This is a genomic window from Thauera sp. 63 (genome assembly GCF_000310165.2).
GTDB classification, from domain to species: Bacteria; Pseudomonadota; Gammaproteobacteria; order Burkholderiales; family Rhodocyclaceae; genus Thauera; species Thauera humireducens.
In genome coordinates this window covers 179,668-187,622 of sequence record NZ_AMXC01000007.1, presented here as the reverse complement: position 1 = coordinate 187,622, position 7,955 = coordinate 179,668, and the positions used below count along the sequence as shown (strand labels likewise).

8 protein-coding genes are annotated in these 7,955 nt (G+C 70.3%); 3 read left to right on the top strand and 5 right to left on the bottom strand.

All coding sequences use genetic code 11. The features are described 5' to 3' along the window. Positions 1 to 1,678 (bottom strand): AAA family ATPase (locus tag C664_RS08880; RefSeq protein ID WP_004257888.1); only part of this gene is annotated, 1,678 nt, incomplete at its 3' end. After that, positions 1,675 to 2,838, bottom strand: coding sequence for an exonuclease SbcCD subunit D (locus C664_RS08875; RefSeq protein ID WP_004257885.1), 1,164 nt, complete (start codon positions 2,836 to 2,838; stop codon positions 1,675 to 1,677). The genes C664_RS08880 and C664_RS08875, both read right to left, overlap by 4 nt. Positions 2,839 to 3,064: 226 nt before the next feature. Between C664_RS08875 and C664_RS08870 the strand changes: the two genes are divergently transcribed. Both C664_RS08870 and C664_RS08865 read left to right on the top strand, forming a co-directional pair. Then, positions 3,065 to 3,376: a BON domain-containing protein gene (locus C664_RS08870; RefSeq protein ID WP_004257878.1), complete on the top strand. Its 312-nt coding sequence runs from the start codon at positions 3,065 to 3,067 to the stop codon at positions 3,374 to 3,376. Between the two features lie 148 nt (positions 3,377 to 3,524). Then, the gene (locus tag C664_RS08865; RefSeq protein WP_004257874.1) at positions 3,525 to 4,895 is read left to right on the top strand and encodes a CHASE3 domain-containing protein; all 1,371 of its coding nucleotides are present in this window, start codon (positions 3,525 to 3,527) and stop codon (positions 4,893 to 4,895) included. A 25-nt stretch (positions 4,896 to 4,920) separates the two neighbouring features. Here the strand turns inward: C664_RS08865 and C664_RS08860 are convergent, their stop codons facing one another. The 3 genes from C664_RS08860 to C664_RS20290 form a co-directional block, all read right to left on the bottom strand. Next, on the bottom strand, positions 4,921 to 5,319 hold the full coding sequence (locus C664_RS08860; RefSeq protein WP_004257870.1) for a response regulator: 399 nt from the start codon (positions 5,317 to 5,319) through the stop codon (positions 4,921 to 4,923). Between the two features lie 14 nt (positions 5,320 to 5,333). Then, positions 5,334 to 5,969, bottom strand: a complete 636-nt coding sequence (locus tag C664_RS08855) for a response regulator (RefSeq protein ID WP_004257866.1) — start codon at positions 5,967 to 5,969, stop codon at positions 5,334 to 5,336. A 126-nt stretch (positions 5,970 to 6,095) separates the two neighbouring features. After that, positions 6,096 to 6,260, bottom strand: a complete 165-nt coding sequence (locus C664_RS20290) for a DUF1328 domain-containing protein (protein ID WP_004257863.1) — start codon at positions 6,258 to 6,260, stop codon at positions 6,096 to 6,098. A 271-nt stretch (positions 6,261 to 6,531) separates the two neighbouring features. On the opposite strand from C664_RS20290, the gene C664_RS08850 reads away from it, so the two are divergent. Then, positions 6,532 to 7,938 carry a diguanylate cyclase gene (locus tag C664_RS08850; protein WP_004257859.1) on the top strand — a complete coding sequence of 469 codons (1,407 nt, stop codon included), beginning with the start codon at positions 6,532 to 6,534 and terminating at the stop codon, positions 7,936 to 7,938. Positions 7,939 to 7,955: the final 17 nt, after the last annotated feature.

Genomic DNA, 7,955 nt, shown 5'->3' with positions numbered 1-7,955 from the left:
CCAGCTCGGCCGCGTTGAGCGCCTGGCGGGCGGCATCGAGCACCGCCTCCGCCTCGCGTGCACGCTCGGCTGCGGCCTGCAGCGCCTGCTCGGTCGGCAGCTCGCCCTCGTGCCGGGCAGGTGCCGGGTGCGCCGCACTGCCGCACACCGGGCACGCCTCGCCGGCATGCAGGTGAGCGGCCAGGATGGCGGCCTGGGCCTGGCGCCAGTCCGCATCCAGCGCCGCAGCCTTGGCGCGGGCTTCGCCTGCAGCGCGCTGCGCGGCCTCATGGCGGGTTCTCGCCTTGGCCTCCTCCGCCTCGCGGCCGGCAAGCTGCTTGCGCGCCGCGGCCAGTGCAGCGAGCGCCCGGGCGCGCTGCTCGGCCTGCTGCAGGCGCAGCTCGAGCGCGGCGCGCTCAGCCGCGAGCGGCTGCAGGGCGTCGATGCGTGCGGCGAGCGTGGTGCGTCGGGTGGCGACCGTCTGCTGCGTGGCCGTGGCGGCGGCGAGCGCCTTGTCTGCCGCGATGCGCACCGCCTCGCAGCGGCTGGCCTCGATCTCGGCCTGGGCCAGCCGGGCGACCGCGTCGGCCAGCCCTTCGAGACGCAGCAGCTCGCGCTGCGCCGCCTCGCGCGCCGGCGCACGGGCGATCTCGGCCTGCAGCGTGACTTCGGTCTGGCCCAGGCGCTGGGCGGCTTCGGTGGCGTCGCGCGCGGCCTGGGCTTCGCGCTGCACCGCCTCGTCGGCACTGCGGCGCGCGGACGCCAGGGCCGTGTCGGCCGGCAGCACCTGCATCGCGCGGCGTGCCTGCTCCAGCCGCAGGCGCTGGGCGTCGAGTTCGGCCTTGCCGGCCTCGAGTGCCTGCAGCGCCGCGGCGGCGGCGGCGGCTTCGGCGAACTGGGCCTCGACCGCCTGACCGTGCTGCAGCGCGGCACGTGCTGCAGTGTCTTCGGTCCGCGCCTGCTGCTCGGATTCGCTGAGCGTGACAAGCACGCCCTGCAGCGCGTCGCGCCGGGCGACGAGCGCGTCCATCGTGTCGACGCCCGCCTGGCCGAGCAGGGTCTGGCGCTGCAGCGCGGCCTTCTCGCCGCGTTCGCGCAGCGCGGCGGCCTCGGCCTTGAGGGCGTCCTGCAGGTGCTTGTAGGTGGCCGTGCCGAACAGGGTCTCGAGGATCTTCTCGCGCTCGGCCGAACTGGCCGCCAGCAGCTTGCGGAACTGGCCCTGCGGCAGCAGCACGACCTGGCGGAACTGATCGGCCTTGAAGCCGAGCAGGTCCTCGACCAGCGCGGTGACCTCGGTGGTGCGCTGGGCGAGCGGAATCCAGTCCACACCATTGGCATCGAGGCGGAACAGCTCCGCCTTCGCCGGTGCATTGACCACGCCGCCGCCACGCTGCGCGGCGCGGGTCTGCTCGGGCACGCGGCGCACGCGGTAGCGCTGCGCGCCGAGCGCGAACGCCAGCTCGACCTCGGTCTGCAGTGCCGCGTCGGCATGGTGGCTGCGCATCTCGCGCGCGCTGCGCTCGCCGCCCGAGGTGTCGCCGTAGAGCGCGTAGGTGATGCCGTCGAGGATGGAGGTCTTGCCCGCGCCGGTGGGGCCCGCGATGAGGAACAGCGCGCCGGGCGGCAGACGGGTGAAGTCCACCTCCTCGCGGGTGGCGAAGGGGCCGAAGGCCTGCAGGCTGAGCTTGAGCGGCTTCATGCGTGGCGCGCCTCGCGTTCCATGCGCGCCACCAGGCGGTCGAGCACGTCGCGGCCGGCCTCGTCCAGCGCCATGCCGGTGGTTTCAAGGTGGAAGCTGGCGAACAGATCCTGCACGCGGATGCGGCGATGGTCCGCAGCGGCCCGGCCCGGACCGTCGCCGACCAGCGCGGGACGCTCGATGGCCAGCGCATTGGGATAGGCGGTGCGCAGCTTGCCCATGGCGTCGAGCAGCGCGCCGGTATCGGCCAGGCGGGCGAGGATGTAATCGTCGCGGCGCGGATCGGTCGCCGCGGCGGCGAGGAGGGCGTCGAGTTCGCCCTCGACGATGCGCAGGTCGCGGCGCGGCGTCAGTGCAAGGCGCTCGATGCGGCAGGCGCCGGCGGCGTCGAGCTCGACCAGGTTCACCGACTTGGCATGATCCGCTTCGGAGAACGCGTACTTCAGCAGCGAGCCGGAATACTGGATGCGCGCCTCACCGACCTGTTGCGGCCGGTGCAGGTGGCCCAGCGCGACGTAGTCGAAGCCGTCGAACAGCGCCGCCCCCACCGCGCCGCTGGCCCCCACCGATAGCGGCCGCTCCGACTCGCTCTCGCTGCCGCCGAGCACGAAGGCGTGCGCCACCACCACGCTGCGCGCGCCGGCCGGCTGTGCTGCGCGCGCGGCCCGCAGTTGTGCGGCCAGGGCGGCATGGTGCGAGTCGATCGCCGCGGCGTTCTCATCGTCAGATGCAGGCATCGCCGCACGCACCACCGCCGGCTCGGCATAGGGCAGCGCGTGGATCGCCACCGCGCCGTAAGCGTCGTGCAGCACCAGCGGCTGTGGGTCGGCCTCCACCGGGCCCCGCACCGTCAGCCCCGCGCCGCCGAGCAGGTCCGCACCGAAGGCGAGGCGATCGGGACCATCGTGATTGCCGGCGATCATGACCACCGGAATGCGCAGCCCGCGCACCAGCTCGGTCAGCACCATGTCGAGCAGGCGCACGGCCTCGGCCGGTGGCACCGAACGGTCGTAGATGTCGCCGGCGAGCAGGATGGCGTCGGGTCGCGTGTCCGCGGCCAGGCGGACGAATTCGCCGAGCACGTGGGCCTGGTCCTCGAGCAGGGAAACGCCGTGATAGACACGGCCGAGATGCCAGTCGGCGGAGTGGAGGAATCGCATCTTGCCTCGCTGGGTTGGTTTGCAGTCGTGCGGCCGTCCGCACCGGCGCGAGCGGAAGGATACGGCACATCGGCCGCCCGCAGGCTTGGCGGACGCGCGTGCGCAGCGCCGACAGAATCGTCCTACAGCGCGATCCGTTTCGTCGGACAGCCGGTCGGGCCGGCCTTGTCTATATTTGACTTGCATCCCGCTCGCGGGGAGACCCGCCACCCATCAGGAGTCCATCATGAAGCACACCGCTGCCACGCTCGCCCTGTCGGGCCTGCTCGCCTTCACCGCCGTCGGCTGCGCCGTCACGCGCGACCAATCCACCGTGGGCGAATACGTCGATGACGCGACCGTCACCACCCGCGTCAAGGCCAAGTTCGCCGAGGACCCGACGGTCAGCGCGATGTCGATCAGCGTCGAGACGCTGAAGGGCACCGTACAGCTGTCCGGCTTCGCCAAGAGCACCGCCGAACGCAACCGCGCCGCCGAGATCGCCCGCGGCACCCCGGGCGTGAAGGCGGTCAAGAACGACATCGCCGTCCGTCCGTAAGCACGGCGAAGGAAACAGACGAAGGGGGAGCGATCCCCCTTTTTCGCATTCCGGGGGGCCCGGGTTCGATTCCTCGCAGGCCGCCCGTCGTCGCGCAACATCCGCTATAAGGTCCCTTCCGGTCCCGATCGCGTCACGGAGAAGCCCCTTGTCCCGTCCGTCGTCCCTTCTGCCCCGCACCACCACCTTGTTGCTCCTGATGGTGCTGGCGCTCGGCTTCACGCTCGGGGTGGTGTGGCTGCTGAGCGCACAGCGACATTCCGCAACCAGCCGCGAGGCGCTGCAGCAACTGCAGGCACGGTCCAGCCGCATCGTCCAGCTGGACACCTTGCTGGTGAACGTGCTCGATGCCGAATCGGGCGTGCGGGGCTTCATCAACAGCAACAACCCGGTGTTCCTGACGCCGTATCAGGATGGCCGTGCCGTTGTCGACAAGACTCTGGCCGCGCTGAAGGCCGGCGAATGGGAGAACGCCGCCCAGCGCAGCAGCCTCGACCAGCTGGCCCTGCTGATCGAGGCACGCTGGAAGGTAATGACGCAGGCGCTCGCGCAAAGTGCCTTGCCGAAGACGGATGGCCCCACCGGCGGGATCGGCAAGGAGCTCACCGACGACATCCGCAGCCTCATCCTCGGGCTGCGGGCGCAGACGGTGGCGGAGATGAACGCGACGATCGTGGCTTCGTTCGACCGTTTCGCCGAGGCGCGCCGCACGAATACGGTCCTCGGCCTGGGCGTCCTGGTGTTGCTGCTGGCGATCATCGTGCTGCTGTACCGTCAGGAACGGCTGCGCGACCGGCTGGCCGCGCTGCTGCAGTCGGAAAACGCGCGCCTGCAGGCCGAGGTCGCGGCACGCACCGCCGATCTCAGCAACCTCGCCACCTACCTGACGAACACGCGCGAGGCCGAACAGGAACGCATCGCACGCGAGCTGCACGACGAACTCGGCGCCCTGCTGACGGCCGCCAAGCTGGACGCGGGCTGGATCGCGCGCAAGCTGCCGGCCGAGGCGATGGCGCCGCTGCGCGACCGCTTCGACCGCCTGCTCGACACGCTGAGCCAGGTGATCTCCATCAAGCGCCGCGTCGTCGCCGACCTGCGCCCGCCCCTGCTGGCCGAACTCGGCCTGATCGAGGCGCTGCGCTCGCTGGCACAGTCGGGGATGGTGGGCGAGAACGAGGGCCGGATCGAACTGGAGCTGCCCGAAACGCTTCCCGAGCTGCCGGCGAGCGTATCGTTGGCGCTCTTCCGCATCGCGCAGGAGGCGCTCACCAACGTTCGGCGCCATGCGCAGGCAAAGCGGGTGCGCCTGAGCCTCACGGTCGAACCGCAGGAGATCGTGTTGCAGGTGGAAGACGACGGCACCGGCTTCGACCCGTCGGTGCAGCGCCTGAATCGCCACGGCCTGACCGGCATCGCCCACCGCGTGCAGATGCTGGCCGGCCGTCTCGACGTCGCCAGCCGCCCGGGGCACGGAACCCGCATCGAAGCCCGCGTCCCGCTGAACGCCGCCGCGGCGTAAGTGCTCGCGCCGTCGCGCGCGGGGGTCAGCAGCGCGGCACGGCGGCCTGGATGAAGTCGAGCAGCTCGTCCATCTGGAAGGACTTGTCGAAGAAGTGCTCCGCGCCGAGCGCACTGCAGCGCGCACGCACCGTGCTGTGGCCGTAGTTGGAGAACACCACCGCACGCGGCCGCCCGAAACGATCGGGCTCGGCCTTCAGGCGGCTGAGCACGCCCAGCCCGCTGCCCTGGCGCAACTCCAGGTCGACGATGGCGACATCGGCCCGATGCTGTTCGAGCTCGGCCAGCGCCCCCTGCTCGTCGCCGGCGGCGGCAACGACCTCGACGCCATCGAGCTCGGCGAGCATGTCGCGCAGCATCGCACAGAGGATGGGCGAATCCTCGATGAGGACGACGCGAAGGGGACGGGGGTCGGACTCGGCCATGGCAGGGGCACCGGTCATTCCAGGATGAGCCCGTGACGCAGGGCATAGGTCGCCAGTTCGGCGTTGCTCGACACGTCGAGCTTCTCGAGCAGCCGCGAGCGGTAGGTGCTGACGGTCTTGACGCTCAGGTTGAGGACCGCGGCGATGTCCGACACCGATTCGCCGCGCGCGAGCCGCAGGAAGACCTGCAGCTCGCGGTCGGACAGCTTCTCGTGCGGCGCGCTGGCGCCGCCGCCGGTCAGCTCCTGCGCCAGCAGTTCGGCGGTGCGCGGCGACAGGTAGCGGCGCCCCTGGGCCACCGCGCGGATCGCATTGATCAGCTCCTCGCGCGTGCAGTCCTTGCACAGGTAGCCGTCGGCACCGTTGCGGATCATCGCCAGCGCATAGCGGTCCTCCGGGAAGCCGGACAGCACCAGGATGCGGAGCGCGTCGTAGCGCTGGCGCGCGGCGCGCAGCACATCGACGCCACTCTGACCGGGCAACGAGAGGTCGAGCAGCAGCACGTCGGTCTCATGCTGGCGCAGGCCCTGCAGCGCTTCCTCGCCGGAAGCGGCCTCGAACGGGAACTCGAAACCCAGTTCGTCGGCAAGCATCTCGCGGAAGCCCGCGCGCACGATCTGGTGATCATCGACGATGGCGATACGCAACATGGCCGGTAGTCCGATTCATGATCCAGCGGTTGAAGGATAGTCGAGCGGCCGGTCGCCCATCCAGGCGCCGGCCCTCGGCGATCACCCCGCGGCGGACTTGGGCCGGCACGGGGGCGGTATCCGGCGTCATCGTCCCTTGGCGAGGTTGATGAGGAAGCTGGCAACGGCCATCACCAGGAACACGACGAACAGGATCTTGGCGATGCCCGCGGCACCGGCGGCGATGCCGCTGAAACCAAACACGGCGGCGATCAGGGCGATGACGAAGAAAACGACGGCATAGTGCAGCATGTTGCTCTCCTTTGTCGGAAGACCCGCCGGACGCCAGCCGCAGCAGCGGCCTCCCGGCGGCGGGTGGGCCGCCTCGGCGACGGCGCGCTGCGCGGTGCGCGGTGCGTGCCGTTGTCCGGCGCCCGACTCCACTCTAGGCAGGCCCCCCTGCCCGCCCCATCAGCCCGCTCCGAAACCCGCGTCGGACGATTCCGACATCGGCCCCTTCATCAAACAGAATGCGCTGATGTTGCGTGGCAGAATGCTGTTTTAGTCCGAATCCAGCAGAAAGATGCACAAATCACTGCCCGCCCAGACCACCGAGACCATCGAGAACGACTGGCTCGCCCTGTTCGATCAGGCCCCGCTGGGCGCGCGCGCCGCGGTACGCGACATCATCGCGACCCATCGCGAGGCGATGGCCGACGCCTTCTACGAACGCATGATGCAGGACCCGGAGGCACGCGCCTTCCTCAGCAGCGAGGTCGTCCATGAGCGCCTGCATGCGTCCATGCAGCGCTGGCTGACGACGCTGTTCTCGTGCGAGACGCGCGAGCAGTTCCTCACCGCGATGGCGATGCAGCGGCATGTGGGCGAGGTGCATTCGCGCGTGGATGTGCCGGTCAACATCGTCGCGCGCGGCGCCCGCGTGCTGAAGAACCGTATCGGCGGCTACCTTGCGCGCAGCCCGCTCGGACGCGACGAACTGGTCGAGGCGGTGATCTACGTGGACAGCCTCATCGACCTTGCCTTCGAGGTCATGAGCTCCGCCTTCGTCGCCTCGCACGAGCGCACCGCGCGCATCGACGAGGCCTACCGCTCGTTCTCCTCCGGGCAGAACATGTCGCTCGAACGCGAGCGCCAGCGCTCGGCCCTGCTGGACTGGGAGAACCGCCTCCTGCAGACGGTGATGACCGGCCAGCCCGGCGACGACCTGCCCAGCGTCAGCGACTCGTCCTTCGGCTTGTGGATGCAGCACAAGGCCTCGGCCCTGTTCCGTGGCGCGTCGGAACACGCGACGGTGCGCAAGCTGATGCGCTCGATCGACGAAACCCTGCTGCCGCTGTGCGCGCAGCAGCTCGGCGCGGGCAACCTGAGCGAGGTACGCCACCTGCTCAAGCAGGTCCAGGCCGAGGTCGGCGAACTCAAGTTCCTGATCGAGAGCATGTTCGAGCACCTCGTCGACCTCGAGTCCGGCAAGGACGCCCTGACGCAGCTGCTCAACCGCCGCTTCCTGCCCGCCATCCTGGCGCGCGAATGCGAGATCACCCGCAGCGAGGGCAAACCCTTTGCGCTGCTGCTGGTCGATGTCGACCACTTCAAGCACATCAACGACGCGCACGGCCACCAGGCGGGCGACCGCGTGCTGCAGCAGGTCGCCGCGATCCTGCAGAACAGCGTGCGCTCGGGCGACTTCGTGTTCCGTTATGGTGGCGAGGAGTTCCTGATCGTACTGGTCGAGATGGACCACACCCGCGCGATGCGGGTGGCCGAGAAGATCCGCACGCGCATCGCGGCCGAACCGTTGCTGATCTCGAACGGCGGACAGCTCAACGTCACCGTCAGCATCGGCGTGGCCATGCACGACGGCCATCCCGACTACCAGCGCCTGGTCAATCGCGCGGACGGCGCCCTGTATCGCGCCAAGCAGGGCGGGCGCAATCGCTGCGAACCCGATCTCCCCGACGCGAACGCCTGAAGGCCGCGCGGCACCAG